This window comes from Streptomyces sp. NPDC107522 (assembly GCF_055657525.1).
In genome coordinates this window covers 299,549-325,929 of sequence record NZ_JBVKAU010000001.1, presented here as the reverse complement: position 1 = coordinate 325,929, position 26,381 = coordinate 299,549, and the positions used below count along the sequence as shown (strand labels likewise).

Annotated in this window: 22 protein-coding genes and 1 pseudogene; 11 read left to right on the top strand and 12 right to left on the bottom strand. The window is 69.9% G+C overall.

What is annotated here, in order from left to right; genetic code table 11:
* The first annotated feature begins 166 nt into the window (after positions 1–166).
* Complete coding sequence (locus ACZ7L6_RS01450; RefSeq protein WP_471919897.1) at positions 167–1,993, top strand: AMP-dependent synthetase/ligase; 1,827 nt, start codon at positions 167–169, stop codon at positions 1,991–1,993.
* A gap of 125 nt (positions 1,994–2,118) precedes the next feature.
* Positions 2,119–2,955 carry an aldo/keto reductase gene (locus tag ACZ7L6_RS01445; protein ID WP_471919896.1) on the top strand — a complete coding sequence of 279 codons (837 nt, stop codon included), beginning with the start codon at positions 2,119–2,121 and terminating at the stop codon, positions 2,953–2,955.
* 72 nt (positions 2,956–3,027) lie between these two features.
* On the opposite strand, the gene ACZ7L6_RS01440 is transcribed toward ACZ7L6_RS01445, so the two are convergent.
* Entirely contained in the window at positions 3,028–3,639 is a 612-nt protein-coding gene (locus tag ACZ7L6_RS01440) for a hypothetical protein (RefSeq protein ID WP_471919895.1), read from the bottom strand.
* A 186-nt stretch (positions 3,640–3,825) separates the two neighbouring features.
* On the opposite strand from ACZ7L6_RS01440, the gene ACZ7L6_RS01435 reads away from it, so the two are divergent.
* Positions 3,826–4,521: a glycoside hydrolase family 75 protein gene (locus tag ACZ7L6_RS01435; RefSeq protein WP_471919894.1), complete on the top strand. Its 696-nt coding sequence runs from the start codon at positions 3,826–3,828 to the stop codon at positions 4,519–4,521.
* A 28-nt stretch (positions 4,522–4,549) separates the two neighbouring features.
* On the opposite strand, the gene ACZ7L6_RS01430 is transcribed toward ACZ7L6_RS01435, so the two are convergent.
* Positions 4,550–5,251 (bottom strand): SDR family oxidoreductase, encoded by a 702-nt coding sequence (locus tag ACZ7L6_RS01430; protein ID WP_471920581.1) that lies wholly within the window; start codon positions 5,249–5,251, stop codon positions 4,550–4,552.
* A 183-nt stretch (positions 5,252–5,434) separates the two neighbouring features.
* The gene (locus ACZ7L6_RS01425) at positions 5,435–6,340 is read right to left on the bottom strand and encodes a class I SAM-dependent methyltransferase (RefSeq protein WP_471919893.1); all 906 of its coding nucleotides are present in this window, start codon (positions 6,338–6,340) and stop codon (positions 5,435–5,437) included.
* Positions 6,341–6,476: 136 nt separating this feature from the next.
* Here ACZ7L6_RS01425 and ACZ7L6_RS01420 point away from each other — a divergent pair, with 136 nt between their 5' ends.
* Positions 6,477–7,247 carry a phytanoyl-CoA dioxygenase family protein gene (locus tag ACZ7L6_RS01420; RefSeq protein ID WP_471919892.1) on the top strand — a complete coding sequence of 257 codons (771 nt, stop codon included), beginning with the start codon at positions 6,477–6,479 and terminating at the stop codon, positions 7,245–7,247.
* A 109-nt stretch (positions 7,248–7,356) separates the two neighbouring features.
* On the opposite strand, the gene ACZ7L6_RS01415 is transcribed toward ACZ7L6_RS01420, so the two are convergent.
* Positions 7,357–9,075: a glycoside hydrolase family 6 protein gene (locus tag ACZ7L6_RS01415; RefSeq protein WP_471919891.1), complete on the bottom strand. Its 1,719-nt coding sequence runs from the start codon at positions 9,073–9,075 to the stop codon at positions 7,357–7,359.
* 38 nt (positions 9,076–9,113) lie between these two features.
* Positions 9,114–9,792: pseudogene (locus ACZ7L6_RS01410) on the bottom strand (cellulase family glycosylhydrolase).
* Between the two features lie 251 nt (positions 9,793–10,043).
* On the opposite strand from ACZ7L6_RS01410, the gene ACZ7L6_RS01405 reads away from it, so the two are divergent.
* Positions 10,044–12,959 (top strand): glycoside hydrolase family 48 protein, encoded by a 2,916-nt coding sequence (locus tag ACZ7L6_RS01405; protein WP_471919890.1) that lies wholly within the window; start codon positions 10,044–10,046, stop codon positions 12,957–12,959.
* 285 nt (positions 12,960–13,244) lie between these two features.
* A complete protein-coding gene (locus ACZ7L6_RS01400; protein WP_471919889.1) occupies positions 13,245–15,908 on the top strand; it encodes a cellulose binding domain-containing protein in 2,664 nt (887 codons plus the stop codon).
* Between the two features lie 49 nt (positions 15,909–15,957).
* On the opposite strand, the gene ACZ7L6_RS01395 is transcribed toward ACZ7L6_RS01400, so the two are convergent.
* The 3 genes from ACZ7L6_RS01395 to ACZ7L6_RS01385 form a co-directional block, all read right to left on the bottom strand.
* Complete coding sequence (locus tag ACZ7L6_RS01395; RefSeq protein ID WP_471919888.1) at positions 15,958–16,560, bottom strand: DUF4352 domain-containing protein; 603 nt, start codon at positions 16,558–16,560, stop codon at positions 15,958–15,960.
* Between the two features lie 154 nt (positions 16,561–16,714).
* Positions 16,715–18,589, bottom strand: a complete 1,875-nt coding sequence (locus ACZ7L6_RS01390; protein ID WP_471919887.1) for a rhamnogalacturonan lyase — start codon at positions 18,587–18,589, stop codon at positions 16,715–16,717.
* A complete protein-coding gene (locus ACZ7L6_RS01385) occupies positions 18,564–19,580 on the bottom strand; it encodes a helix-turn-helix transcriptional regulator (RefSeq protein ID WP_471919886.1) in 1,017 nt (338 codons plus the stop codon). Before ACZ7L6_RS01385 ends, ACZ7L6_RS01390 begins: the two co-directional genes overlap by 26 nt.
* Before the next feature lie 39 nt (positions 19,581–19,619).
* Here ACZ7L6_RS01385 and ACZ7L6_RS01380 point away from each other — a divergent pair, with 39 nt between their 5' ends.
* A complete protein-coding gene (locus ACZ7L6_RS01380; RefSeq protein WP_471919885.1) occupies positions 19,620–20,099 on the top strand; it encodes a hypothetical protein in 480 nt (159 codons plus the stop codon).
* On the top strand, positions 20,096–20,572 hold the full coding sequence (locus ACZ7L6_RS01375) for a hypothetical protein (protein ID WP_471919884.1): 477 nt from the start codon (positions 20,096–20,098) through the stop codon (positions 20,570–20,572). Before ACZ7L6_RS01380 ends, ACZ7L6_RS01375 begins: the two co-directional genes overlap by 4 nt.
* On the opposite strand, the gene ACZ7L6_RS01370 is transcribed toward ACZ7L6_RS01375, so the two are convergent.
* The 3 genes from ACZ7L6_RS01370 to ACZ7L6_RS01360 form a co-directional block, all read right to left on the bottom strand.
* On the bottom strand, positions 20,541–21,284 hold the full coding sequence (locus tag ACZ7L6_RS01370) for a class I SAM-dependent methyltransferase (RefSeq protein WP_471919883.1): 744 nt from the start codon (positions 21,282–21,284) through the stop codon (positions 20,541–20,543). The two genes, ACZ7L6_RS01375 and ACZ7L6_RS01370, sit on opposite strands and share 32 nt — an antisense overlap.
* A 5-nt stretch (positions 21,285–21,289) precedes the next feature.
* Positions 21,290–21,592: a 4a-hydroxytetrahydrobiopterin dehydratase gene (locus ACZ7L6_RS01365; protein WP_471919882.1), complete on the bottom strand. Its 303-nt coding sequence runs from the start codon at positions 21,590–21,592 to the stop codon at positions 21,290–21,292.
* A gap of 88 nt (positions 21,593–21,680) precedes the next feature.
* Positions 21,681–22,769 (bottom strand): ADP-ribosylglycohydrolase family protein, encoded by a 1,089-nt coding sequence (locus tag ACZ7L6_RS01360; protein ID WP_471919881.1) that lies wholly within the window; start codon positions 22,767–22,769, stop codon positions 21,681–21,683.
* 30 nt (positions 22,770–22,799) lie between these two features.
* Here ACZ7L6_RS01360 and ACZ7L6_RS01355 point away from each other — a divergent pair, with 30 nt between their 5' ends.
* Entirely contained in the window at positions 22,800–23,630 is an 831-nt protein-coding gene (locus ACZ7L6_RS01355; RefSeq protein WP_471919880.1) for a helix-turn-helix domain-containing protein, read from the top strand.
* Here the strand turns inward: ACZ7L6_RS01355 and ACZ7L6_RS01350 are convergent.
* Complete coding sequence (locus ACZ7L6_RS01350) at positions 23,612–24,037, bottom strand: hypothetical protein (RefSeq protein ID WP_471919879.1); 426 nt, start codon at positions 24,035–24,037, stop codon at positions 23,612–23,614. The two genes, ACZ7L6_RS01355 and ACZ7L6_RS01350, sit on opposite strands and share 19 nt — an antisense overlap.
* Before the next feature lie 293 nt (positions 24,038–24,330).
* Here ACZ7L6_RS01350 and ACZ7L6_RS01345 point away from each other — a divergent pair, with 293 nt between their 5' ends.
* Together ACZ7L6_RS01345 and ACZ7L6_RS01340 are read left to right on the top strand one after the other, a co-directional pair.
* Entirely contained in the window at positions 24,331–25,194 is an 864-nt protein-coding gene (locus ACZ7L6_RS01345) for a helix-turn-helix domain-containing protein (protein WP_471919878.1), read from the top strand.
* Between the two features lie 125 nt (positions 25,195–25,319).
* A complete protein-coding gene (locus ACZ7L6_RS01340; RefSeq protein ID WP_471919877.1) occupies positions 25,320–26,135 on the top strand; it encodes an SAM-dependent methyltransferase in 816 nt (271 codons plus the stop codon).
* The last annotated feature ends 246 nt before the right edge of the window (positions 26,136–26,381 follow it).

Here is a 26,381-nt window from a genome sequence, read left to right as displayed (position 1 = left end):
AGTTTTCTGTCCGACCCTTCCCCATGTGAGCGCATTTTCCGGCGCTGACCAGTGCATACCTGAGCACCCGTCGTTTTCCGGCCCCCTCCCGCCTCACCGGCGGGTGGGGTAGCTTTCACGGCGCTGAGCGGAGCGTCAGCGAGGCAATCGGAGCGGGGAGCGGGGTTTGCGCGAGTTCACCAACCCTCCGTTGGCGTTGGCACCGCCCGTGGGCGGCCTGGCCGACGTCGTTTTCGAGCATGCCCAGGAGGACCCGCTGTATGTCGCCCTCGGCCGCAAGGACGAGAGCGGGCAGTGGCGGGATGTCACCGCCGCCGAGTTCCGTGACGAGGTACTCGCCCTGGCCAAGGGCCTGCTCGCCCGGGGCATCCGGTTCGGCGACCGGGTCGCGATCATGTCCCGCACCCGGTACGAGTGGACGCTCTTCGACTACGCGCTGTGGACCATCGGCGCCCAGGTCGTCCCGATCTACCCGACCTCCTCGGCCGAGCAGTGCTTCTGGACGCTGTACGACGCCGAGTGCTCGGCGGCGATCGTGGAGCACGAGGACCACGCGATGACGATCGCCACCGTCATCGACCGGCTGCCGCGGCTGCACCAGCTGTGGCAGCTGGACGCGGGCGCCGTGCAGGAGCTGTACGACGCCGGCGCCCACCTCGACGACGAGGTGGTGCACAGGCACCGGCAGGCGGTCACCCCGGACTCGGTGGCGACGATCATCTACACGTCGGGGACGACGGGGCGCCCCAAGGGCTGTGTCATCTCGCACGGCAACTTCATGTACGAGGCGGACACCGTCATCCAGCGCTGGGAGCCGGTGTTCCACTCCAAGAAGGGCGACGAGGCGGCGACCCTGCTGTTCCTGCCGCTCGCGCACGTCTTCGGGCGGATGGTGCAGGTCGCCGCGATCCGCGGCAAGGTCCGCTTCGGCCACCAGCCGCAGATGAACGCGGCCGCCCTGCTGCCGGACCTCGCCGCGTTCAAGCCGACGTTCTTCCTCGCCGTGCCGTACATCTTCGAGAAGGTCTTCAACGCCGCCCGCCGCAAGGCCGAGAAGGAGGGGCGGGCCGGCGCGTTCGAGAAGGCCGTCGAGGTCGCCGTGAAGTACGCCGACGCCATGGAGGCCAAGGCGTGGGGCATCGGCCCCGGCCCGTCGGCCGGCCTGCGCATGCAGCACCAGCTCTTCGACAAGCTCGTGTACTCCAAGATGCGGGCCGCGATGGGCGGCCGTATCAAACAGGCGATGACCGGCGGTTCGGCGATGGACCGGCGCCTCGGTCTGTTCTTCGCGGGCGCCGGCGTCCATGTGTACGAGGGATACGGCCTCACCGAGACCACGGCGGCCGCGACCGCCAACCCGCCCTATCGCACCCGCTACGGCACCGTCGGCCAGCCCATCCCGGGCATGACCGTGCACATCGCGGACGACGGCGAGATCTGGCTGCACGGCGCCAACGTCTTCCAGGGCTACCTCAACAACCAGAAGGCCACCGACGAGGCCCTGCACGACGGCTGGCTCGCCACCGGCGACCTGGGCTCCCTCGACGAGGACGGCTACCTCACCATCACCGGCCGCAAGAAGGAGATCCTGGTCACATCGGGCGGCAAGAGTGTCTCGCCGGGCCTGCTGGAGGAGCGCGTCCGCGACCACCCGCTGGTCGCCCAGTGCATCGTCGTCGGCAACGACCGTCCGTACATCGCGGCCCTGGTCACGCTCGATCAGGAGGCCGTCGAGCACTGGCTGATGATGCGCGACAAACCGCAGATGACCCCGGCCGAGCTGGTGCGCGACCCCGACCTGGAGACCGAGGTGCGGCGCGCGGTCGTCGCCGCCAACACCCTTGTGTCCCAGGCCGAGTCGATCCGTACGTTCCGTATCCTCGCCCAGCCGTTCACCGAGGAGCACGGACTGCTCACGCCGTCACTGAAGTTGAAGCGCAAGGCGATCGAGAACGCGTACGCGGGCGAGGTCGAGGCGCTGTACCGGGCCTGAGGCCGCCCGTCCGGTCCTGCGGCCGATTCCGTTCCGGCGGATTCTCCGGTCAGGAATGCATCGCGGCCCGTGATCGTTGACGATGGGGAGTACCACCTGACGACAACCGTAAGGATCAAGAGCTCGTGAGCAGCAAGGTCCCCCCGATCATCCTCAACAACGGCGTCGAGATGCCCCAGCTGGGCTTCGGCGTCTGGCAGGTGCCGGACGACGAGGCGGAGCAGGCGGTCGGCACCGCGCTGGAGGCCGGGTACCGCAGCATCGACACAGCGGCGATCTACGGCAATGAAGAGGGCACCGGCAAGGCCATCGCCGCCTCCGGCCTCCCCCGTGAGGACATCTTCGTCACCACCAAGCTCTGGAACAGCGAGCAGGGGTACGACTCCACGCTGCGCGCCTTCGACGCCTCGCTGGAGAAGCTCGGCCTGGACTACGTGGACCTGTACCTGATCCACTGGCCCACCCCGCCCCGCGACCTGTACGTCGACACGTACAAGGCGTTCGAGAAGCTGCACGCCGACGGCCGGGTCAAGGCGATCGGTGTCTCCAACTTCCTTACGGAGCACCTGGAGCGGCTCATCGCCGAGACGTCGGTCATCCCGGCGGTCAACCAGATCGAGCTGCACCCGCACCTGCAGCAGCACGCGACCCGCGAATACCACGCGGAGCAGGGCATCGCCACCGAGGCCTGGTCGCCGCTCGGCTCCGGCAAGGGCCTCCTGGAGGTCCCGGCGATCGTCGCCATCGCCCAGAAGCACGGCCGCACCCCGGCCCAGATCGTGCTGCGCTGGCACCTCCAGCTGGGCAACGTGGTGATCCCGAAGTCCGTGACGCCGTCGCGGATCAAGGAGAACATCGAGGTGTTCGACTTCAGCCTGGACACCGAGGACCTGGCGGCGATCAGCGCGCTGAACGAGGACCGGCGCCTGGGTCCGGACCCGGCCGCGTTCAACATGGCCTGACACCCGCGACGGGTACGACCGTCCCGCCCGCCGCTCGCCTGCGTGAGCGGCGGGCGGACGCGTACGGGCGGCTCAGTCGCCGCGCACGTCGCTGAAGACGACCTCGAACTCCTCCAGCCCGGTCACGGTCACATGCGCCTTGGCCGCGCCTTCATGCCGGGCCGCGGCCTGACCCGCCCGGGATGCCGCCAGGGAGGCCTGGTCGACGAACGTGACTCCGACCATCCCACGCCCCCGCTCCCGGTCGACCAGAAGCACCGCCCTGGCCAGTCCCGAGAACGTCTCCAGCTTGGGAATCACCGTCCCCCGGAACGTGTCGGCGAGCAGGTCCGCGTCCATGGGGTCGAACTCCAGCCTGGTCAGCCGCAGTCCGCCTCCCGCCCGTGGGTGCTCGGCCTGATGGAAGGCCAACGCCTCGTAGTTGTCGACCGCCAGTGTGCCCGCGAACGGCTCCAGCATCGCCGCCCGCCGCTCCCGCAGCACCTCGTCGCTGTTGCGCCGGGCCTCCTCCGTCTCCCACCAGCTCGCCGCGAGCAGTTTCCCGAGCGTCCGGTCCACGAAGACACTCGCCCCGCGGTAGCCCGGACGGTCCTCCAGCAGGTCCCGCCCCTCTGTGTTCATTGCCCTGATGGCCGTGTCGATCTTCGTGGGATCGCCGGTCGCGTAAACGGCGCGTACGAACATGACACCTCCCAGGAGCCGAGCAAATATCCGAAATCTTCGGCAGGTCCAGTCTTCTACCGGGGCCATGGCCCCGCAATCAGCACGGATTCCCCGAGGTCACGCACAGGGGCTTGACGGGTGCATGCAAAGGCGCCACCTTTTACGGCACCCGATAGGAAACTTTCCTAATAGAAGGGTTCCCCCACAGTGCGCATCCGAACACTGACCCTCGCCGCGGCCTCCGGCGCCGCACTGCTCGCCGCCGGGCTGCTCCCCACGAGCGCCTCCGGCGCCCCTCGACCGACGTCCGCGCAGGAAGGCTCGGTCAGCGCGGCCGAGCTGCTCGCGAAGGTGACGTCGTGCTCGCAGATCTCGAACGGCAAGTACCGCACCGACGAGGAGACCTCGGCCACCATCCCGGTGTGCGGCAAGAACGGTGCCGTCTTCTGGAAGGCCGACATGGACATCGACTGCGACGGCCAGCGCACCGACAAGTGCAACGAGAACACCGACCCCTGGTTCCAGCCCGACACGGCGTTCCACCAGTCCGACGGCCGGCCGCTGCGGTCCGACAGGCTGCCGTACGTCGTCGTCCCCAGCATCAGCGGGACGTGGGACTACTCCGCGGCGGGCATCAAGGGCGGCGGCGTGGTCGCCGTCATCCACAACAACCAGGTCCTGTACGCCGTCGTCGGCGACACCGGCCCCCAGCGGATCATCGGCGAGGCCTCCTACTCCGCCGCCGAGAGGCTCGGCATCGACCCCGACCCGGCGACCGGTGGAACCGATTCCGGGGTGACGTACATCCTCTTCAGGAACTCGCGGGTCTCGCCCATCGAGAGCCACAGCGCGGCGGTCTCGCTGGGCGAGCGGCTGGCGAAGGAGTTCGTCCGGAACAATTAGGTCCGAGGCAACCGAGCGCAGCTGTACGTCAGTTGGGCTGTCCGATCGGCCGTACGACGACGGTGTTGATGTCGACGCCCTGGGGCTGCCGGACGGCCCACACGACCGAGTCGGCGATCTGGTCGGCGGTGAGCAGATGCCCCGGCGGCAGGCTGCCGTAGCTGTCCCAGAACGGTGTCTCCGTCCTGCCCGGCGCGATGTGGGTCACGCCGACGCCCCAGTCGGTGACCTGGCGCCGGGTGTTCTCGGCGAGCCCCGTCACCGCCCACTTCGTCGCCCCGTAGATGTTCCCCGGCCCCGGCACGAAGCCGGCGACACTGCCGACCAGGACGATCCGGCCGCGGCTCTCCTTGAGGGCGTCGATCGAGGCGCGGATCAGCAGGGCCGGGCCGAGGACGTTGGTCAGCACCATCTCGGTCCAGCCGGACGGGTCACCCTCGGCGACCGTGTCGTGGGTGGCGAAACCCGCGTTGGCGACGACTGTGTCCAGTCGGCCGAAGGCCTTGAGCGTCGTGTCGACGGCCGCCTGGACGTCGCCGTACTCGGCCGCGTTCCCGACGACCGTCAACAGACGGTCCGGGTCGCCGAGTTCCTCCGCGAAGCCCCGCAGCCTCGCTTCCCCCCGGCCGGTGACGGTGACCCGGTACCCGGCGTCCAGCAACTGCCGCGCGACCGCCGCGCCGATGCCGCTGCCGCCGCCGGTGATGAGCGCGACCGGAGAGTCGGTCACGGATGAGCCGGTCATGATGATCCCCCCTGCGTTTCGTTCGGACGACGGGGAGTCCATCACTTGAAGAGCTCTCGAAGTCAAGGGCCGCAGGTGACACGGTAGGCCCCCGGACCGGTCATCCGCGCCCGCATGCCCACGATCGAGGGGCCACCATGTGCGACCCGAGCAGGATGCTGAGCGGCGTCATTTCGTCCGCACCGCCGTGTGCACCGTCTGCGCCGCCAGGACGAACACGTCCGGCCGGTGGTGCACGCTCGCCTTGTCGTCCGGGTCGAGGAGGCGGTCGAGGGTCGCGCGGTCGTCGGCGTCGAGGTGCTCGCCGAGGCCCTCGCGGGTGCGGGTCAGCGAGGCGACGACGTAGGCGCGGGCCCGGTCCGTGGTCGGGGCCGGCAGATCCAGCAGGAAGGTACGGGTGCCGCTCGGCCGGAGGCCCGCCGCGGTGAGCAGCGCGGGCCAGTCCTCGGTCTCGGCGACGGAGCCGGGCAGGTCCGCCCGCATCGCGGCGAACCACTCCTCCTCCAGGGCGTCGAGACGGGCCTGGAGCCCGGGCCGCCCGAAGCCGAGGTCGCGCGGCAGGAACCGGGCCGGGAGGCCGCCCTCCTGCAGCGCGAGCGTGCCGCCGGGCGTGAGGCGGGCGGCGAAGGCGGCGAGGGCGCTGCGCTGGTCGCCGAGGTGGTGCAGGCTGCGGCTCGCCCACAGCAGATCGGCGGGGTAGTCCAAGTCGTCGAGGACGTCCGGGAGTTCACCGGCAAGGGTGCTGAAGCGGTCCGCGACGCCCAGCCGCTCGGCCCGCGCCCGGGCGCGCTCGAGCAGCGGCTCGGAGCCGTCGACGGCGACGATCCGGGCGCCCGGGAAGGTGTCCGCCAGCAGACAGGCGAAGACGCCGGGACCGCTGCCCGCGTCGACGATCAGCCCCGGCTCGGTCTGCCGTTTGGCCAGCCAGGCCAGGGCGTGCTCGTACAGGGGCGTGAACAGCTCCGCCTGCGCCTCCAGCAGCGGGGCCATCTCGGCCCAGTCGATGTCGGTGTGGTCGTGGTGGTGGCCGGCATGGTGACCGGCGTGGTGGTCTCCGTGGTGGTGGTGCGCCATGCTCGTCAGCCTCTCCTTCGGATGGGGCCAGCGTGCGCCGACGCACCGGCGCGGGGCCACTGTCGTTGCCGTAACGGCAAAACGGCGGCAAAGAAATGGGATGCGCTCCGCGGGGCCGGTCGCGCACGATGGCCCGATGGACGACGAGATGGTGGAGCGCTTCCTCGAGGACGGGTTCGTGAAGATCGAGGGCGCCTTTCCGCCGCGCGTCGCCGAGCACTGCGCGCGGCTGCTGTGGCGGGAGACGGGGTACGACCCGGAGGACCCGGGCACCTGGAAGGACCCGGTGTACTGGGTGTACGACATGGCGCAGGGGCCGTTCGCGGCCGCCGTCAACACCCCTGTCCTGCACGAGGCCTTCGATGTGCTGGCGGGTGAGAGCCGCTGGCAGTCGCGCTACTCGCTGGGCAGCTTCCCGCTGCGGTTCCCGCACGAGGAGGAACCGGACGACGCGGGCTGGCACATCGAGGGCAGCTATCTGCCCGAAGGCTCCGAACACCCCCATACGAACGTGCGCTCGAAGGATCGTGCGCTGCTCATGCTGTTCCTGTTCAGCGAGGTCACGGAGGACGACGCCCCGACCCGCATCCGGGTCGGCTCGCATCTCGACGTACCGCCGGTCCTGGCGCCGTACGGCGAGGCCGGCGCCTCCTTCCTGGAGCTCGGCCCGAAGGTCGCCGAGGCCTCCGCGCACCGCCCCCTCGCCCACGCCACCGGCCGCCCCGGCGACGTCTACCTCTGCCACCCCTTCCTGGTCCACGCCGCCCAGCCCCACCACGGCACCCGCCCCCGCTTCATGGCCCAGCCACCCCTGCTCACGGCGGTGCCCCACGAACTGGAGCGGGCGGACGGCGACTACTCGCCGGTGGAGTTCGCGATCCGCCGGGGCCTGGCCAGAGAGAACTGACCGACCCCGGCGGCCCGTCACGCCCTCAGGGGCGCGGGGCGGTGTCTATATGCGGCTCCGCCGCGCGGGCGCGACCAGCCACATACAGCCCGCAGTCGCCGTCATCGCCCTAGGACAACGGCGGATACGCGTTCTGCATCAGCTGCTGGAACTGCGCCGAGAACCAGTGCCCCGACAGCGGAGCGTTCGGCAGCGCACCGGACATGTTGTTCCCGTTGCGCGGATTACCGGTGTACGTCGGGTCGCACATCCGGTCGAACCCCTTGCCCTCGTCGTTCGGGATCGCCGTGCTGGAGCCGTCGGACTCCCCCGGCGGCTTCATCCAGACGTACGCGTCGATCCCGGCCGCCGGATTGGCCTGCGGGCGCTCGCCGAGCCCGGCGCCGGACTGGTTGCACCAGTTGCCGACGTGGATACGGCGGTCGTACCGGCCGCCGTTGACGTATGCGTCGACGTCGGTCATCGGGCCGGGACCGGCGGGCCGGGCGGAACCGCCCCAGCCGTTCCTGGACGTGTCGATCAGCATGCCGATGCCGGAGTTGAAGCCGCTCGTGACCAACTGCTGGCGGAAGGCCTGCGCGAAGGACAGCTCGTCGACGTACCGGTTCCAGTCGACCCACTTGGACTCGCGGACCGACTTGCCGCCGACGGAGTCGTTGATGGTGAAGTTGTTCTCCTTCAGGGCGCTGTAGTTGGCCGTGTTGGCGATGAACCCGTGCACGTCGTTCACGGTGGCGCCCTCGGCGGTGGCCGCCTGCTTCATCACGTTGGCGCTGGCGGCGAAGTTGTCGTCCCAGCCGATCCAGCCGTGGTGCCCGGCGTCGATGTAGTTGTAGACGTTCGCCACGTCACCCAGCTTGTTGAGGGCGTAGCCGACGCCCTTCACGTAGTTGCCGTTGGCGAGCATCGTGTCGCACTGCGGAGTGGCCGTCGGACGGCTGCCGGTGTTGGTGACCAGGTTCGGCAGCGAGTCGATCTCGATCGTGGTGACGATCCGCAGCGAGGCGTACTTCGGGTCGGCGAGGATCGCGGCGATCGGGTCGATGTACTGCGTCTTGTACTTGTCGATCTCCGTCGGGCCGAGCTCGCCGTTGGAGGCGAGGGCGGCGCAGTCACGGCCCGGCAGGTTGTAGATGACCAGCTGGACGACCAGCTCACCGGAGCCCTTCTGCTTAAGGGCCTCGTCGAGGTGGGCGCGCAGCCCCATGCCGCCGTTCACGCCGTTGATCGCGGCGATCCGGTCCAGCCAGACGCCGGTCGGCTGGTTGGCGATCCGGCTGCCGCCCGGCTCGGCGGCGGCCTTCGCGGACCACTCCGGGTTCACGTACACCTTGGCGCCGGAGTACGGGTTGTCGACCTTCGGACCGGTCGGGCCGGGGTCCGGCGGATCCGTGGGGCCGCCGCTGCCGTCGTCGACGTTGCAGGTCACGCCGTCGAGGGTGAAGGTGGCGGGAATGGCGTTGGTGCCGCTGTAGGAGGCCTGGAAGCCGAAGCTGACCGAACCGCCGGTCGACAGCGTTCCGTTGTACGTCTCGTTGGTCGCGGTGACCGCCGCGCCGCTCTGGCTGATCTTGGCGTTCCAGCCGTTGGTGACCTTCTGGTTTCCGGCGTACGACCACTTCACCGACCAGTTCGACTTGGCGGCGCCCTGGTTGGTGACCGTCACGGCCGCGGTGAAGCCGGTGTCCCACTGGTTCTGCACCTTGTAGTCGACGGTGCAGGGGACGGCGGCGATGCCGACCGCGTCGGGATCCGCGGCGAGCGCGGTCCCCGAGGCCCCGGCGACCAGCGCCAGGGCGGCGATCATCGCTGTTCTGGTACGACTCATGAGTGCGGGTTCCTTCTCCGTCAGGGGGAGTTGTCCGTTCAGGTGAGTTGTCGGTTCAGGGCACGCAGGTGATCGCGCGGCCCGATGCCGTACGAGGTGGGGGTTCCGTCGTGACTGGAGATCAGGGCCGGACCGCAGGAGCAGTTCCAGGTGTTCCAGGTCCAGCCGAGGTAGCACAGGTCCCGGTCGTCGAATTGCCTGCCGGGTCGGTGGGCTTGTACGTCAGCCACTGGCTCAGGTCGTTCGAGTACGCGAGCCCGCCGAGCAGGATCAGGTTGACGGCGCCGGTGTCCCGGACGGCGTCCACGAGATCCTGCATACCGGCGACCTCGTACCCGCACGGTCCGGGTATGGCTCGTTGAACAGGTCGAAGACGACGGTCGGGTCGTCCTTGAAGGTGCTCGCGACCGACGCCCGGAACGCCGGCGTGTACTGCATATTGGGCATCGGCGTCATGCCGTGCAGGTGGTGCCGTTGAGCTTGAACGCGGCCGGTACGGCGTTGCTCCCCGACCAGGACGCGATGAACCCGGCGCTGACGCTCGCGCCGGTGCCGAGCGCCCCGTTCCAGCTCTCGTTGGCCGCGGTCACCGTCGTACCGGACACGGAGTACTCCACCGTGCACGCGGGCGTGGCTCCCTGCGCCGTGACCACCGGCGCCGATGAGGGCGACCGCGCCGGTGACGGCTAAAAGTACTGAACGCGGGGGGTGTCGCATGAGCGACTCCTTGCAGATCAGGCGTGTCGTGACGGACGCGCCGACTGATGGAATCGCTCCCACTGGTGTCAATGAAGCTAGCGCCAAGTGACAGTAAAGGACAGAGGAGTTGCTGACTTTTGCTCAACTGAACTCGTCGAATCTTTTCGACTCTTCAAGCACCTTGACCCCTTGCACGCCCGTCCCCACTATGGGAGCGCTCCCACTGGTTCAAGCCTTGACTTCTCCGAGCCGCAAGGAGGAACCAGCACGTGCATCCCCCACGCAGACGCAGAACCGTACGACGGTTGTGGACGGCCGTCGCCGCGGCCCTGGCGCTTCCTTTGACGATGTTGGGTACGGGTTCGACTCCCGCTCAGGCAGCCGCACTTCAGTGCAGCGTCGACTACAAGACCAATGACTGGGGCTCCGGCTTCACCGCGGATCTGACGATCACCAACCGCGGCACTGACGTCATCGACGGCTGGACGCTGACGTACGGCTACTCGGGCAACCAGAAGCTGAGCAACGGCTGGAACGGCACCTGGTCCCAGTCCGGTCAGTCGGTCACGGTGAAGGACGCCGGCTACAACGGGCGGATCGCCGCCGGCGCCGCCGTCAGCACCGGTGCGCAGTTCAGCTACAGCGGCTCCAATGCCGCCCCGACGAACTTCGCAATCAACGGCACCAGTTGCACCGGCGCCCACCAGCCTCCCATCACCGTGCTGACCAGCCCGGCAGCCGGCGCCGTCTACTCGCAGGGCGACGCCGTCCCGCTCGCGGCCACCGCCGCGGCCGCGGACAACGCCACCATCAGCAAGGTCGAGTTCTACGACGACACCACGCTGCTGGGCACGGACACGACGGCGCCGTACTCGCTCTCGGTCTCAAGTTTGACCGTGGGCAGTCATTCGCTCCTCGCGAAGGCGTACGACAGCCTGGGCGCGTCGGCGGAGTCCACGCCGGTCGGCATCACGGTCGCCTCGGGTCCCGCCGTGGTGGCCTCGCCGACCCAACTTCCCGTCCAGCAGGGCAAGACGGCCACGTACGACGTCAAGCTGTCGACCCAGCCGTCGGCCAACGTGACCGTCACGACCGCCCGCACGAGCGGCAACTCGGGCCTGTCGGTGACGGGCGGCGCCTCGCTCACCTTCACGCCCTCGAACTGGAACACCGCCCAGAAGGTGACCATCGCCGCCGACAGCTCCGGCACCGGCTCGGCGACCTTCGAGTCGACGGCCACCGGCCACGCGAAGGCCTCGGTGACGGTGACCCAGATCGCGGCGACGAAGGCGTACGACGCCCGCTTCCTGGAGCTCTACGGCAAGATCACCAACCCGGCGAACGGCTACTTCTCGCCCGAGGGCATCCCCTACCACTCGGTCGAGACGCTGATCGTCGAGGCGCCGGACCACGGCCATGAGACGACGTCGGAGGCCTACAGTTACCTTCTGTGGCTGCAGGCGATGTACGGCAAGGTCACGGGTGACTGGTCGAAGTTCAACGGGGCCTGGGAGATCATGGAGAAGTACATGATCCCGACCCACGCCGACCAGCCGACCAACTCCTTCTACAACGCCTCGAAGCCGGCGACGTACGCGCCCGAGCTGGACACCCCGAACGAGTACCCGGCCAAGCTCGACACCGGGGTCTCGGTCGGCTCGGACCCCATCGCGGGTGAGCTGAAGTCGGCTTATGGCACGGACGACGTCTACGGCATGCACTGGCTACAGGACGTCGACAACGTCTACGGCTACGGCAACTCGCCGGGCAAGTGCGAGGCGGGGCCCACGGACACCGGGCCGTCGTACATCAACACCTTCCAGCGCGGCGCGCAGGAGTCGGTGTGGGAGACGGTGCCGCAGCCGACCTGCGACCAGTTCAAGTACGGCGGCAAGAACGGCTACTTGGACCTGTTCACCGGTGACGCCTCCTACGCCAAGCAGTGGAAGTTCACCAACGCCCCGGACGCCGACGCGCGTGCGGTGCAGGCCGCGTACTGGGCGGACAAGTGGGCCGACGCGCAGGGCAAGGGCGGCGAGATCTCCGCGACCGTGGCCAAGGCCGCGAAGATGGGCGACTACCTGCGCTACGCGATGTACGACAAGTACTTCAAGAAGGTCGGCAACTGTGTGGGCGCCTCGTCCTGCCCGGCCGGCACCGGCAAGGACGCCTCGCACTATCTGCTCTCCTGGTACTACGCCTGGGGCGGCGCCACCGACACCTCGGCGGGCTGGGCCTGGCGCATCGGCTCCAGCCACGCGCACGGCGGCTACCAGAACCCGTTGGCCGCGTACGCGCTCAGCTCCTACGCCGACCTGAAGCCCAAGTCGGCGACGGGACAGGCGGACTGGGCCAAGTCGCTGGAACGGCAGATCGAGTTCTACCGCTGGCTGCAGTCCAGCGAGGGCGCGATCGCGGGCGGTGCGACCAACAGCTGGGCGGGGCGGTACGCGACGCCGCCCACGGGCAAGTCGACGTTCTACGGCATGTACTACGACCAGCAGCCCGTCTATCACGACCCGCCGTCCAACCAGTGGTTCGGCTTCCAGGCGTGGTCGATGGAGCGGGTGGCCGAGTACTACCAGCAGACGGGGAACGCGGCCGCGAAGGCGGTCCTGGACAAGTGGGTCGACTGGTCGCTGTCCGAGACGACCGTCAACCCGGACGGCACCTTCCGGATCCCGTCCACGCTCCAGTGGTCGGGCCAGCCCGACACCTGGAACCCGTCAAGTCCCGGCGCGAACAATGGACTTCATGTCACCGTCGCCGACTACACCAACGACGTCGGTGTGGCGGCCGCGTACGCCAAGACCCTGACGTACTACGCCGACCGCTCCGGTGACAGCGCTGCCGCGACGACGGCGAAGGCTCTGCTGGACGGCATGTGGAACAACCACCAGGACAGCCTGGGCATCGCCGTGCCGGAGACCCGCGCCGACTACAACCGCTTCGACGACGCGGTCTACATCCCGAGCGGCTGGACCGGCACCATGCCGAACGGCGACGCGATCAACTCGTCGTCGACCTTCGAGTCGATCCGTTCGTTCTACGAGGACGACCCGGCCTGGTCGAAGATCGAGGCGTATCTCGCGGGCGGTGCGGCGCCGTCGTTCACGTATCACCGGTTCTGGGCCCAGGCGGATATCGCCCTGGCCATGGGCTCGTACGCGGAGCTTCTCGAATAACCAGTCCCCGCCGGGCGCTCCGCGGGGAGGCCGTGATTTGTCTGCGGGTCCGCTGTGGCTGGTCGCGCAGTTCCCCGCGCCCCTGAAAAGCAGGGCGTTGCAGGTCATGGCGTTTCCTCGGAACCGCCTGAAGAGTTCCGCGTGCGCGGTCCCGTCACCGGACGGCGGGACCGACCGGCCGGGCGGCCCCTCCCGCACTGGGGTCGCCCGGCACCTCTCGCGAGTGATGGAAAGCGCTTGCCATATCTCTGGTCCCGTCTCCCCCCACCCCGGAAAGGACCCCCCGTGCGAAGAACCCGCATCCTCACGGCGGTGCTCGCGCTCGCCGCCGGGCTGCTCGCGGGCACGCCGCCCGCAGTGGCCGCCGGCAGTGGCTCGAAGGACGTGTCGATCGCCGCAGACACCTACACCTGGAAGAACGCCCGCATCGACGGCGGCGGTTTCGTCCCCGGCATCGTCTTCAACCGCAAGGAGAAGAACCTCGCCTACGCCCGTACCGACATCGGCGGCGCCTACCGCTGGCAGGAGTCGACGAAGACCTGGACGCCGTTGCTGGACTCGGTCGGCTGGGACAACTGGGGGCACACGGGTGTGGTGAGCCTCGCCTCCGACTCCGTGGACCCGAACAAGGTGTACGCGGCGGTCGGGACGTACACCAACAGCTGGGACCCGACGAACGGCGCCGTCATGCGTTCCTCCGACCGCGGCGCCAGCTGGCAGAAGACCGACCTGCCGTTCAAGCTGGGCGGCAACATGCCCGGCCGCGGTATGGGTGAGCGGCTGGCGGTCGACCCGAACAAGAACAGCGTGCTGTATCTGGGCGCGCCCAGCGGCAAGGGGTTGTGGCGGTCGACGGACTCCGGCGTGACCTGGTCGCAGGTGGCGAACTTCCCCAACGTCGGCAACTACGTGCAGGACCCGAGCGACACCAGCGGGTACGCCGGCGACAACCAGGGGATCGTCTGGGTCACCTTCGACGAGTCGACCGGCACGTCGGGCAACGCCACGAAGACGATCTACGTCGGGGTCGCCGACAAGGACAACGCGGTGTACCGGTCGACGGACGCGGGCGCGACCTGGTCGCGGGTCGCCGGGCAGCCGACGGGGTATCTCGCGCACAAGGGTGTGCTGGACACCGTCAACGGCTATCTCTACCTCGCCTACAGCGACAAGGGCGGCCCCTACGACGGCGGCAAGGGCCGGCTGTGGCGGTACGCGACCGCGACCGGAACCTGGACGGACATCAGCCCGGTCGCCGAGGCCGACACCTACTACGGCTTCAGCGGCCTGACCGTCGACCGGCAGAAGCCCGGCACGGTGATGGCGACGGCGTACAGCTCCTGGTGGCCGGACACGCAGATCTTCCGCTCGACGGACAGCGGCGGAAGCTGGACGAAGGCGTGGGACTACACGTCGTATCCCAACCGCGAGAACCGCTACACGATGGACGTCTCGGCGTCGCCCTGGCTGACCTGGGGCGCGAATCCGTCGCCGCCGGAACAGACGCCGAAACTGGGCTGGATGACCGAGGCACTGGAGATAGACCCGTTCAACTCGGGCCGGATGATGTACGGCACGGGCGCGACGATCTACGGCACCGAGAACCTCACGAACTGGGACAGCGGCAGCAAGTTCGCCATCAAACCGATGGTCCAGGGCCTGGAGGAGACGGCGGTCAACGACCTCGCCTCTCCCCCGTCGGGCGCCCCGCTCCTGAGCGCCCTCGGCGACATCGGCGGCTTCCGGCACACCGACCTCACCAAGGTGCCGTCGATGATGTTCACCCAGCCGAACTTCACCACGACCACCAGCCTGGACTTCGCCGAGACGAACCCGACCACGGTCGTCCGCGTCGGCAACCTGGACTCGGGCCCGCACATCGCGTTCTCGACGGACAACGGCGCCAACTGGTTCGCGGGGACCGACCCTTCGGGCGTGAGCGGCGGCGGTACGGTCGCGGCGGCGTCGGACGGCAGCCGGTTCGTGTGGAGCCCTGCCGGGACGGGTGTGCAGTACACGACCGGCTTCGGGAACTCCTGGTCGGCCTCCAGTGGCATCCCCTCCGGTGCGATCGTCGAGTCCGACCGGGTCGACCCGAAGGTCTTCTACGGCTTCAAGTCCGGGAAGTTCTACGTCAGCACGGACGGCGGCGCGACCTTCACCGCGTCCTCGGCGACCGGGTTGCCGAGCGGTGACAGCGTCCGCTTCAAGGCGCTGCCCGGAGTGAAGGGGGACGTGTGGCTGGCGGGCGGTGCGACGGACGGCGCGTACGGTCTGTGGCACTCGACGGACGGCGGCGCGAGCTTCACGAAGCTCTCGGACGTCGAGCAGGCCGACACGATCGGCTTCGGCAAGGCGGCGACGGGAGCCACGTACCAGACGCTGTACACGAGCGCGAAGATCGGCGGCGTGCGCGGCATCTTCCGGTCGACGGACAAGGGCGCGACCTGGACCCGTATCAACGACGACGCCCACCAGTGGGGTTGGACGGGTGCGGCGATCACGGGTGACCCGCGGGTGTACGGGCGGGTGTACGTGGCGACGAACGGGCGTGGCGTCATCTACGGCGACACCTCCGACACCGGGGGCGGGGACGGCGGCGGTGGCGGAACCGACCCGACGCCGACCGGTGCCTGTGCGGTGACCTACAAGATCACCAACCAGTGGTCGGGCGGTTTCCAGGCGGACGTGCAGCTGTCCAACACCGGATCGGGTGACTGGAGCGGCTGGTCGCTCGGCTGGTCCTTCGCGGACGGGCAGCGGATCACACAACTGTGGAACGCCGAGCACACCCAGTCGGGCGCGGCGGTGACCGCGAAGAACGTCGGCTGGAACGGCAGTGTGGCGGCCGGTTCGTCCGTGAGCTTCGGGTTCACGGGCAACTGGTCGGGGACGAACACGAAACCGACCGCGTTCAAGCTGGGTGACCAGAGCTGCACCGTGAGTTGAGCGAGCCCGAGGGCGCGTACCGTCGCCGGTACGCGCCCTCTGTGCTCTCCTACAGCTTCCACTCCCCGATCTGCTCGGCGAAGCCCGAGTCCATCCCGAAGGTGACCGTGGCCGCCTTCGACGCCTTCGGCACCTCGAACACGATCCAGCCGAGCGTCTTCCCGCCGGGCTTCAGCCGGACGTCCGCCGACATCGACGGGCCGGCCGTGATGTCGGCGATCGTGGTTCCGAACTGCTGGCCCTGGTCGTCGGCGATCTTCGCCCCGTTCATGGGAGCGTCGGAGTAGACCTTGGTGCCGGTGTTGACGAGCTGGAACTGCACGCCGATCCACCGGTTGCCGGACTCGGGGGCGAAGAACTCGTCGCTGGACTTGGCGTTGTCGACGACCTTGACGACCGTGACGTCGAGCTCGCTGCCCGCCTCCACGCCCTTGAGGCCGAGCGTGTCACCGACCTTGGCGACCTCGGGCGCGGCGCTGCTCTTCTCGGCGGCGGGGTCCTTCTCATTGCCGCTGTCGGCCTTGGCGGAGGCCTTCGCCTTCGGCTTGTCGACGATCTCGTCGTCCGAGCCGGTGCCACAGGCGGTCAGGGCCATCGCGGCCACGGCGGCGGCCGCGGTGGCGGCGAGGCGTATGCGGGTGTGGTGGAACATGTTCTCCCCAGGTGTTCGGTGGTACGCGTGTGAATGACCTGTGAAGAACCTGCATGGTTGTACGGATCACCGAAAAAAGTCGGCACCTTGAAGCAACCTGGCAGCCCGTCATGACATCCGGGCTGCCGGGCCGGAGACGGAAGGTCGCTGATGCTCAGGGCGTGTACACGGTCGGGCGGAGCGCCGTCGCCATGCCGTTGCCGATGAAGAAGCTGGGGTGGGGCGGCTGGTTATAGGCAGTGTTCTGCCAGGCCAGGCCCGTGCGGTACATCGTGTCGTGCAGCAGGGTCGTGATCCTGGTGTTCGTCTCGTACGGCGTGGAGTAGATCCGCAGTGCCGTGTTGTTCGACGTGGGCCAGATGACCTCCTCGCGCCAGTCGCCGAGGATGTCGCCGGACAGGGACGGCGTCGCCTTGGTGCCGTTGTTGGAGTGGACCGAGGCGCCGGTCAGCAGCCGGGTGTCGGACGAGGTGCCGTACTTGTCGATGTGGGTGCCGTCCAGGAGTTCGCGGACGGGGTCGCCGTCCCACCACGACAGGAAGTTGACGGAGGACGGCTCGCGGCCCTTGGTGGCGCCGGCCTCGTCGCGGATGGAGGAGTCGGAGGCCGACCAGACCTCGGCGCCGTCGTTACCCGCCCAGATGTCCCCGGCGACACCGCGGCCGTTGTCGCAGCAGGCGGCGAGCTTCCAGTTCACCGTGCCGTCGGCCGGGTTGATGTACAGCTCGGCCGGCTGTGAGGTGGACTCGGACACCTTGAAGTACTCCAGGCCCGCATGCGAGGGGTCCAGGTCGCCCAGGTGCTGGGCGTCGCCGTGGCCGGTCTTCGTCGTCCACAGGCCGTTGCCGTTGTCGTCGACGGCCATCGCACCGTAGACGATCTCGTCCTTGCCGTCGTTGTCGACGTCCCCGACGGACAGGCTGTGCGAGCCCTGGCCGTCGAATCCCTTGCCGGAGTTGGTGGAGGAGTTGGTGTCGAAGGTCCAGCGGCGGGTGAAGGTGCCGTTGCGCCAGTCCCAGGCGGCGATGACCGTACGGGTGTAGTAGCCGCGCGCCATGATGAGGGAGGGACGGGCGCCGTCCAGGTAGGCCGTTCCGGCGAGGAAGCGGTCGACGCGGTTGCCGTAGGAGTCGCCCCAGGACGAGACCGTGCCCCGGGCCGGGACATGGTCGACCGTCCCCATCGCCTTGCCGGTCCGGCCGTTGAACATGGTCAGGTACTCGGGACCGGACAGGATGTAGCCGCTCGAATTGCGGTGGTCGGCGGACGAGCTGCCGATCACCGCCCCGGTGCCGTCGACCGTTCCGTCGGCCGTCTTCATGGCGACCTCGGCCTTGCCGTCGCCGTCGTAGTCGTACACCTGGAACTGCGTGTAGTGCGCGCCGGAGCGGATGTTGCGGCCCAGGTCGATGCGCCACAGCCGGGTGCCGTCGAGCTTGATGCCGTCGATGATCGTGTTGCCGGTGTAGCCGGACTGGGAGTTGTCCTTGGCGTTGGTGGGATACCACTTCAGGACGATGTCGAGGGCGCCGTCGCCGTCGAGGTCGCCGACGGAGGCGTCGTTGGCCTCGTAGGTGTACGCCACGCCGTCCGGGGTCGTGCCGCCGGCCGGTGGACTGATCGGGACGTCCTTGTAGCCGGTGCGGAACTGGACGGCGTGCACGGAGTCGCCCTGTTCGACGCCGTTCACGATCGCGCGGACGGTGTAGTCGGCCTGTTCGGGGGCGCCGGAGTGGAAGTAGTTCGTGGTGCCCGTGATCGGGGTCGGGTTGACCTTCGTACCGGCCCGGTAGACGTTGAAGGAGACGTCGTTCGGGTCGGTGCCGAGCCAGCGCCAGCTGACCAGGTTGCCGGCGGATGTGTGGACGCTGACCACGCCCCGGTCGAGCTTCTCGACCTGGCGGGCGGTGGCGGCCTCGGCCGTGCCGGCGCCGTTCAGGGTGGTGATGCCGGCGGCGGCCAGGGCGGTGACGGCGACGGTCGCGGCGAGGGCGGCCCGGCGTCTACGGTGCTTGCGCGGGTGCTGCACGTGACGTACCTCCTCGGGAGGACGGACGGGTTCCGCTCCATCGGTCGCCGCCGTGTGCCGCCGAGTTGCCGTATCTTTCGGCCAGTTCGGCCACCGTGCGGGCGATCTTCTCGCGCAGCTCAGGGGGTTCGAGCACCTCGATGCCGGTGCCCAGGCGAAGGAACTCGGCATGGGCGTGGTCGACGGACTCGATGGGGACGGTGGCGCGGGTCCAACCGTCCTTCTCCGTACGGTGATTGGCCGCGCGGTCGAGGGTCACTCCGGGAGCCAGCCGCACCTCCGCCTCCCCGCGGTACAACCGGTCGTGGAAGTCGCGCTGGTACACCGCCCAGTACGCGGGCAGATCGAAGCCGTCGGGGCGGGTGAACTCCTCGTCGGCGACGGCGAGTCGGAGGATCTGGTCCACGCGGAAAGTACGGGGCCCGGGGCCGGCGACCACGTACCAGCGGCCCGCCTTCAGCACCAATCCGTACGGCTCCAGGCGGCGCTCCACGTCGGTGGGCGCACGCCAGCGGCGGTACAGGATGTGCAGCACACGGCAGTTCCAGACGGCGTCGGCCACCGCGGCGAGGTGCGGCGCCTCGTCGGCCTCGGCGTACCAGCCGGGGGCGTCCAGGTGGAAGCGACCGCCGACCCGGTCGGCGTGGGCGCGTAGTTCCGGGGGCAGGGCGGCGCGGACCTTGAGCTGGGCGGCGGCGAGCACCGAGCCGAGGCCCAGCTCGGCGGCCGGTCCCGGGACCCCGGCCAGGAACAGGGCCTCGGCCTCGTCGGTGGTCAGCCCGGTGAGGCGGGTGCGGTAGCCGTCCAGCAGACGGTAGCCCCCGGCGTGACCGGCGTCCCCGTACAGCGGGACACCGGCCGCGCTCAGCGCCTCGACGTCCCGGTAGACGGTGCGGACGGACACCTCCAGCTGCTCGGCGAGCTGGGCGGCGGTCATCCGGCCGCGGGTCTGGAGCAGCAGGAGGATGGAGACGAGTCGGCTGGACTTCACTGACACAGGATGTCAGGGGACCGGTTCTAGCGTCCTGACATGCCTTTCAGCGAGAAACTGCTGACCGTGCCCCCGCCGATCGAGGTCGCCGGGCGGCACGTCAAGCGCTACCACGTCACCGCCGACCCCGCAGGCATCGCACCCGAGGTCGAGAAGGCGGCGTACGCGATCCTGCCGGACCTGCTCCCGGAGCCGGACGGCACCCCACCGGCGACCTTCGTCGTCCTGCACCGGGGCGGCGACGACGGCGCCTACCTCAACGCGTACAGCTGGGTATGGGACAACGTCCTGCATTTCAAGGGCGCGTCGGCGGGCCAGCCGGTGCTGGGCTGCCCGGACAACGACCCCACGCACTTCATCACACCCGACCTGCCGTGGATCGGCTGCGTCTGGGAACTCCCGCCGATCCTGCACGAACGGGACGCCTGGGTACGGCACATGCTCACGCCCGAAGTCCCGGACCTCGACGCCTACTTGGCTGATTCCCTGCCCGAAGGAACCACTGGAGACCGCTCATGAGCAGCCCGCACGACTTCGACTTCTTCCACGGCGAGTGGGAGGTTCTCAACCGTCGCCGCACCGACTTCCTCGACCCGGACAGCGGCTGGGAGGAGTTCCCGGCGACCAACCGGTGCTGGCCGCTGTTCGACGGGGCCGCGAACGTCGACGAGATCGACATGCCCCGTCTGTCGGCGAAGGGAGCGACGCTGCGGCTCTTCGACCGGGAGACCGAGCAGTGGTCACTGAACTGGGCCTCCAGCCGTAGCGGCACGCTCTTCCCGCCGGTGATCGGGCGTTTCGAGGGTGACCGTGGCGAGTTCTACGGCGACGACACCCACGACGGCAAGGACGTACGGGTGCGGTTCGTCTGGTCGGGCATCACCGCCGCCTCGGCTCGCTGGGAGCAGGCGTTCTCCATCGACGGCGGGCAGACCTGGCTGACCAACTGGACCATGGACTTCACTCGGGCTTCCGGAACGCCCGCAGGGTGAAGACCGGGTCGGGCCGGGGCACGTCCTGGTCCGGGAGTTCCGCCAGACGGGCGGCGAACGCGTCGGCGAGCGCGCCGCCGGGCGGCAGGGTGACGAACCAGCCGCGGTGCAGGTCGGCAATGGTGCGGCGGGGGCTGCGGCCCTGGCCGCGACCTGTGAAGCGGGTCTGGCCGGCGGGGACGAGGCCGTGGTCGAGGGCGTACGACTCGACGAGCGTCGCCTCGTCCCGGGCCGGGCGGCGCGGGCGGGAGGCCAGGACGGCGTCGATGTCACTGCCCACATTGTGCGCGGCGGCCTTGTCGACCGTGGTGACGTAGACCCCGCCGGGCCGCAGTACGCGAGCGCACTCGGCGACGGTGGTGCGCACGTCGTCGTCCGTCCGGGCCAGGTGCAGCAGCCACACGCTGCTCACGGCGTCGAACCGGCCGCCCGGGAACGGCAGCCGGCGGCCGTCGGCGCGCACGACGGCGCCGGGCAGCCGGGCGGCGGCCTGCCGGGCCATGGCGGGTGCGAGGTCGACGCCGGTCACGCACAGGCCGTCCCGTCCGGCGGCGAGCCGCCGTGTCACGATGCCGGTGCCGCAGGCGACGTCGAGCAGGCGGCGCGTCCCGTCCGGCAGGAGTGCCAGCACCGCCTCCGCCGCGGCCTCGGCCCTGGGCTCGCCGCCGCGTGAGGCGTCGTACCGCTCCGCTTCCTTGTCGTAGTCCAGCACGCGCGTCAGTGTGCCCCGTGGCCCGGGGCGAGCTCCTCGATTTTCTGCGCGAGGGCGAAGTCGCGCTCGGTCACGGCGCCGACGGTGTGCGTGTTCACCGTCAGGGACACCGTGTTGTAGCCGAGGGTGAGGTCGGAGTGGTGGTCGAGCTCCTCCTGGACCTGGGCGATGTGCACGACCATCGCCGTGGCCGCGAAGTGTGAGGGGAGCCGGTAGGAGCGGGCGATGCGGTCGCCGTCCAGCGACCAGCCCGGCAGCTCCGCGAGCCGGTCCTCGATCTCCTTCTGCGACAGCGGTTCGAGGGGCATGGGCCTCGCTCCTTCCTGAAGTGGGGGGTGGTCTTCAGCGTGCCACAGCCCGGCCGCCGCGGCCCTGCTCAGACGCGTGCCCCGGCGGTCAGCGGCGCACGCTTTCGGCCGCCAGGTCGTCGGCGAGCGCGGCGATCTGCGCCCGGCCCTCGACCCGCTCCACCCAGTCGTGCGGGAGGCCGTGGTCGCCGTACCGAGCGCCCAGGAGGTTGCCGCAGACGGAGCCGGTGGAGTCGCTGTCGCCTGAGTGGTTGACGGCGAGCAGCAGCGCCTCCCGCACCGAGGGCGCGACGAGCGCGCAGTAGACGCCGATGGCGAGGGCCTGCTCGGCGACCCAGCCTTCCCCCAGGGACTCGACCTTTTCGGCGGTGGGTGAGCCCTGCCCGGCCAGGTCGAGGGCCTCGGTGAGCGCGGCCGAGGTCTCCTCATGACCGGGGTGGCGCCGCAGCAGCCGTAGCGTGCGCAGGACCGCGCCTTCCAGGGACTCACCCTCGACGACGTGCGCCACGATCGCCGCCAGGGCGCCCGCCGCGTAGTAGCCGGTGGGGTGGCCGTGGGTGATCTGGGCGGCGCGGGCGGCCATGGCGAAGGCCGCGTCGGCGGGGTTCAGCAGGCCGAAGGGGGCCGAGCGCATCACCGCGCCGCAGCCCTTGGAGTCGGGGTTGACCTCGCCGGGCTTGCCGTCCAGGGCGAGGGCCGGGTCGGGGGCGTACATCTGGGCGATACCGGACACGCAGGCGTTGCCCGGGGCACGGCGGGCGTACAGCCAGGCCTGGGTGATGAGGCCGCCTTCGGGGGCGCCGCTCTGCGGCGGTGCGGCATCTTCCGGGCCGGGGTGGCGCTGGGTCTCCAGCCAGCGCTCGTACGCCCAGCGCACCAGCAGCGCCCACCCGCCGCCGATGCCCTTGAGCCGCTCGCGCCGGTGGGCCTGGATGAGGGCCTCGGCGGTGAAGAGGGTCATCTGGGTGTCGTCGCTGATCCGGGCCACGTCGCTGTCGCCGGGGAAGAGGAGCCCGGTCACCCCGCGGTCGCCGTGGGCGACGCGGATCCGTTCCAGCGAGCTGAACTCGATCGGGTAGCCGAGGGCGTCCCCCACTGCCCCGCCCAGGAGACAGCCACGCACCCGGGCGCGGTACACGGCCTCGCCCGCCAGGGACGACGTCCACGGCTCGTTCATTCCACGCGCTCCTCGACTACGGTCGTACTCATGACCATTGTCCCGTCCGAAGACGCTGCGCCCGCCACCACCCCCACCGACCGGGGCGTGGGCCCGTTGCTGCGGGCCTGGCGGGAGCAACGGAGGGTCAGCCAGCTGGAGTTGGCGCTGCGGGCCGACTCCTCGGCGCGGCACATCAGCTTCATCGAGACGGGCCGGTCACGGCCGAGCGAGGAGATGGTGCTGCGGCTGGCCGAGCACCTGGACGTGCCGGTGCGCGAGCGCAACGCGCTGCTGCTGGCGGCCGGTTACGCCCCGCGCTACCCGGAGACCCCGCTGGACGATCCGGCACTGGACGCGCTGCGCGCGGGCATGGAGCGGCTGATCCAGGGCTACGAGCCCTACCCGGCGCTCGTGGTGGACGCGATGTACAACGTCCACGCGGCCAACCGGGGCATCCTGACGCTGCTCGACGGCATTCCCGAGCACCTCCTCGAGCCCCCGCTGAACGCGATGCGCCTGACCCTGCACCCCGAGGGTCTCGCGCCGCGCATCCGCAACCTGCGGGAGTGGCGCGGGCATCTGCTCGCGCAGATGGACCGGCAGATCGCCCTGCACCGCTCGGAGCCGCTGCGTCGGCTGTACGAGGAGGTGGCGGCGTACCCGGTGCCGGAGGAGACCACCGCAACCGAACCGGCCGAGGACGTCCCCTATTTCGCGCTGCCGTTGCAGATCGAGCACGAGGGCCGCGTCCTGTCCTTCATCTCCTCCATCTCCACCTTCAACACCCCGATGGACGTGACCGTCGCCGAGCTGGCCATCGAGACGCTCCTCCCGGCCGACCCGGCGACGGTCAAGTACCTTCAGTCACTCATGCCCTGACGTGCCCTCAGCGCCGCGTACTGCAACCCGGCGAACCCGGCCACGGTCAGCGCCTGGAGCACGGTCCACACCGCGCCCGCCGCCGTCGGCGACAGCCACACCGCGAGGGCGACCACACTCAGCGCGGCCCAGGCAAGGTTGGCCTCGATCACGGCACGCACCGGGAACGCGGCGGGCCGGGCCCGGGAGGCGAGCAGGCCGACGCCGGCCGCGTACACCGCAAGGAACGCCCCGAGCCCGAGCAGCAGCGTCGAGTCGACACCGAGAAAGCGACCCAGCGGGCCGGAGACGGCGACGTACGCAATCCCGTTCGCCCCGGTCACCACCGCGTCCAGAGCCAGAAAGCGGCGCAGCACGGTCTGCGGGTCGGACGTCCGGGCGAGAGCGGCGAGCGAGGTGGCGGACATGGTGAATCACCCTCCGTCGAGGTCGAGTTGTGGTGACGGGACCGGGCTCCGAAACGGAGTGCGCCGTCCGGAACCCGGTGACACAACGGTCTCGCGCCGGGCCAACCCGGTCGATTACCTGCCGGGTAATGGCGACGCCCCAGGGGCGCGGGGCTGTATCGACATGCGGCTCCGCCGCGTGGGCGCGACCAGCCCCCACAAACCCGCAGACCGCATACAACACCGGCCACCCCATCGGCACCCGGAACATGGCACACTGCCCCCGTACTTTCGGCGCGTAGGGGAGGCGTGGCGTGAGTGAGCGGCGACCGGCCCCCACCGTGGGCCAGGTGGTCCTCGGAAAGCGCCTTCAGGAGCTGCGGGAGGCAGCGGGCCTGGGGCGCGACGAGGCCGCACGCGTACTGCGCGTGGCGTCGGCGACCGTACGGCGGATGGAGACGGCCGAGGTCGCGCTGAAGATCCCGTACGTACAGGTGCTGCTCGAGACGTACGGCCTGTCCGAGGACGACGCGGCCGCGTTCGTCGCCCTGGCCGAGGAGGCCAACCAGCCGGGCTGGTGGCAGCGGTTCCACGACGTGCTGCCGGACTGGTTCAGCCTGTATGTGAGCCTGGAGGGCGCCGCCCGCATCATCCGTTCCTACGAGCCGCACTTCGTGCCCGGGCTGCTGCAGACCGAGGAGTACGCGCGTGCCGTGATGGAGGCCGGGACGATCGGGCAGACGGGGCCGGAGACCATCGAGCGGCATGTGTCGCTGCGCATGGAACGGCAGCGGCTGCTGGAGCGCCCGGACCCGCCGCACCTGTGGGTGATCATGGACGAGACGGTGCTGCGGCGCCCGGTGAGCATCCGCGGCGAGGTCATGCGCGACCAGGTGGACAAGCTCCTGGAGTTCGCCGAGCGCGACCGGGTGACGTTGCAGATCGCCGAGTTCGCGTCCGGCCCGCACCCGGGGACGTACGCGCCGTTCACGCTGTTCCGTTTCGCCGAGCCAGAACTGCCCGACATGGTCTACACGGAGTATCTGACCGGCGCCCTGTACCTGGACTCCCGCACGGAGGTCGCCACGCACCTGGAGGTCCTGGACCACATGTCGACGGCCGCCGCGTCGGCCGAGCGCACGAAGAAGATCCTGCGGGAGCACCGCGACGATTTCTGAACCGCTACCGCCGGGTGGCGATGACCGCTGAGCCGCGACGACCGCTGACTGGCGTACGGCAACCTTCCCGGCGACCGCCGACGACCTGACCACGACGGCAACCGAGCCCCGAGGAGAACACCCCCATGACCGGATCCGAAGCCGCACCGCCCCGCGTCGACACCAGCCGGCCGCACCCCGCCCGCGTCTACGACTGGTGGCTCGGCGGCAAGGACAACTACCCGGTGGACGAGGAACTGGCCCGGAAGATCCTCGCCGTGGACGGCACGGTCTTACGCGGGGCGCGCGCCAACCGCCGGTTCATGCACCGGGCGGTGCGCACGGCCGCCGAGGCCGGGATACGCCAGTTCCTGGACATCGGCACGGGCATCCCCACCGAGCCCAACCTGCACCAGGTGGCGCAGGGCGTGGCCCCGGAGTCCAGGGTCGTGTACGCCGACAACGACCCGATCGTGCTGCGGCACGCGGAGGCCCTGCTGCACGGCACCGCCGAGGGCAGCACGGACTACGTGCACGCCGACGTCCGGGACATCGACGCCCTGCTGGGCCGGGCCGGCGAATCCCTGGACTTCGGCGCTCCGGTCGCGCTGTCCCTGGTCGCGCTCACCCACTATCTGGGCGACGACCCCGACGGCGACGACGTGTACGGCCTGCTCCAGAAGTACGTCGCCGCGCTCGCCCCGGGCAGCTACCTGATCCTGTCCCAGGTCACCCCGGACCTCAGCCCGGAGGCCATCGAGAAGGCGGCGAACCAGTTCCGGCGCAGCGGCACGCCCTTCTTCCCCCGGTCGCTGCCCGAGTTCTCCCGCTTCTTCGAGGGCCTCGAGCTGCTCGGACCGGGCGTCATCCCCGTCTACGGCTGGCGTCCGGAGCCGGAGGACGTGGCGGCCCAGGCGGAGGGCATCGTGCCGGTGTACGCGGGGGTCGCCCGCAAGCCCTGACCCGTACGGAGGCTGTGCGGGGACCCGTACGGGTGCCGTGAAGGGGTGCGCTCCCGCGCTCCGCCCTAGGTTCGGGACTAGGGCCCGTCTGGCACATTCCCGTCGTCCGCCCGGAGGACGGGTCCCGCGGTGTCTGGTGCGTGCGATCGCAAGGCGCCGGAGCGCCCTCGTGGCGGAGCCACGTGGGCGGTTCGGCAACGCGGCGAGCGTGCGTGCCAGACGCCGCGGGGCAGGCGGGAATGTGCC

Bases quoted from the DNA above. Each gene is read 5' to 3' on its own strand.
- ACZ7L6_RS01340 (WP_471919877.1), top strand. From the start codon at position 25,320: ATGACCGGATCCGAAGCCGCACCGCCCCGCGTCGACACCAGCCGGCCG.
- ACZ7L6_RS01425 (WP_471919893.1), bottom strand. From the start codon at position 6,340: ATGGCGCACCACCACCACGGAGACCACCACGCCGGTCACCATGCCGGC.
- ACZ7L6_RS01420 (WP_471919892.1), top strand. From the start codon at position 6,477: ATGGACGACGAGATGGTGGAGCGCTTCCTCGAGGACGGGTTCGTGAAG.
- ACZ7L6_RS01365 (WP_471919882.1), bottom strand. From the start codon at position 21,592: ATGCCCCTCGAACCGCTGTCGCAGAAGGAGATCGAGGACCGGCTCGCG.
- ACZ7L6_RS01375 (WP_471919884.1), top strand. From the start codon at position 20,096: ATGAGCAGCCCGCACGACTTCGACTTCTTCCACGGCGAGTGGGAGGTT.
- ACZ7L6_RS01440 (WP_471919895.1), bottom strand. From the start codon at position 3,639: ATGTTCGTACGCGCCGTTTACGCGACCGGCGATCCCACGAAGATCGAC.
- ACZ7L6_RS01360 (WP_471919881.1), bottom strand. From the start codon at position 22,769: ATGAACGAGCCGTGGACGTCGTCCCTGGCGGGCGAGGCCGTGTACCGC.
- ACZ7L6_RS01350 (WP_471919879.1), bottom strand. From the start codon at position 24,037: ATGTCCGCCACCTCGCTCGCCGCTCTCGCCCGGACGTCCGACCCGCAG.
- ACZ7L6_RS01355 (WP_471919880.1), top strand. From the start codon at position 22,800: ATGACCATTGTCCCGTCCGAAGACGCTGCGCCCGCCACCACCCCCACC.
- ACZ7L6_RS01380 (WP_471919885.1), top strand. From the start codon at position 19,620: ATGCCTTTCAGCGAGAAACTGCTGACCGTGCCCCCGCCGATCGAGGTC.
- ACZ7L6_RS01415 (WP_471919891.1), bottom strand. From the start codon at position 9,075: ATGAGTCGTACCAGAACAGCGATGATCGCCGCCCTGGCGCTGGTCGCC.
- ACZ7L6_RS01395 (WP_471919888.1), bottom strand. From the start codon at position 16,560: ATGTTCCACCACACCCGCATACGCCTCGCCGCCACCGCGGCCGCCGCC.